Genomic DNA, 708 nt, shown 5'->3' on the forward strand with positions numbered 1-708 from the left:
CCCGTTCTTCGCAAATACTCGGCTCGTTATACGACAGCGTTAACAGACATTGCGTTAAATGAAAAATCTTCTAAAAATTATATTTCTATTAATAATTGATTTTATACTTATCTGGATTTGGTTCTATTTTGAAGATCCAGATCCGAGTATTTCAATTGCACTTATTATAATTATTCCAATTATTATAATAATCAATTTATTAATAGCTGGAATCTTATGGGTTTTAAAAAAGAAATCAATTTCACGATATTTTATAATAAACTCATTTGTTTCCTCTATAATTGCTTATTTTTTATGGTCTTTAGCAATTGATAGGCATCAAGACAGAATTTACGAAACTTATAGCTTCTACATAAACAATAAGAAATATCAAATAAATATATACAAACCTGACAATACTTTTAGCATAAATGAATTTTTGAATCCTGGAAGTTCTTGGTCTTATCAAGACGGAATTGTTGAAAGGGGAAATGAAAAGATTATTTTAAGAACAGATTCTACAGAATACGTAATAATAAATGATACTATTATTGGATTCACCAAAGAAAAAATAAAATTAAAAAAAGAATAATTACGCCGTCGTATAACAAGGGTTTGGCGCAATGGCGGGTTAAGTGCAAAATTTAAAGTTTTGGATTTCTATTCCGCAAAAAGCCAATTATATTGACTTTTTTCTTAAATTTATTCAATTAATTGGCTTTTGCTTAC

1 protein-coding gene is annotated in these 708 nt (G+C 27.4%); it reads left to right on the forward strand.

Features of this window, described 5'->3' with window-relative positions; genetic code table 11:
- Nucleotides 1-58 precede the first annotated feature (58 nt).
- The gene (locus IM532_RS13620; RefSeq protein WP_194184040.1) at nucleotides 59-571 is read left to right on the forward strand and encodes a hypothetical protein; all 513 of its coding nucleotides are present in this window, start codon (nucleotides 59-61) and stop codon (nucleotides 569-571) included.
- Nucleotides 572-708 lie beyond the last annotated feature (137 nt).

Source organism: Faecalibacter rhinopitheci (assembly GCF_015234135.1).
In the GTDB taxonomy this organism is placed as follows: Bacteria; Bacteroidota; Bacteroidia; order Flavobacteriales; family Weeksellaceae; genus Empedobacter; species Empedobacter rhinopitheci.

Coding starts and splice junctions, on each gene's coding strand:
- IM532_RS13620 (WP_194184040.1), top strand. CDS start 59: ATGAAAAATCTTCTAAAAATTATATTTCTATTAATAATTGATTTTATA.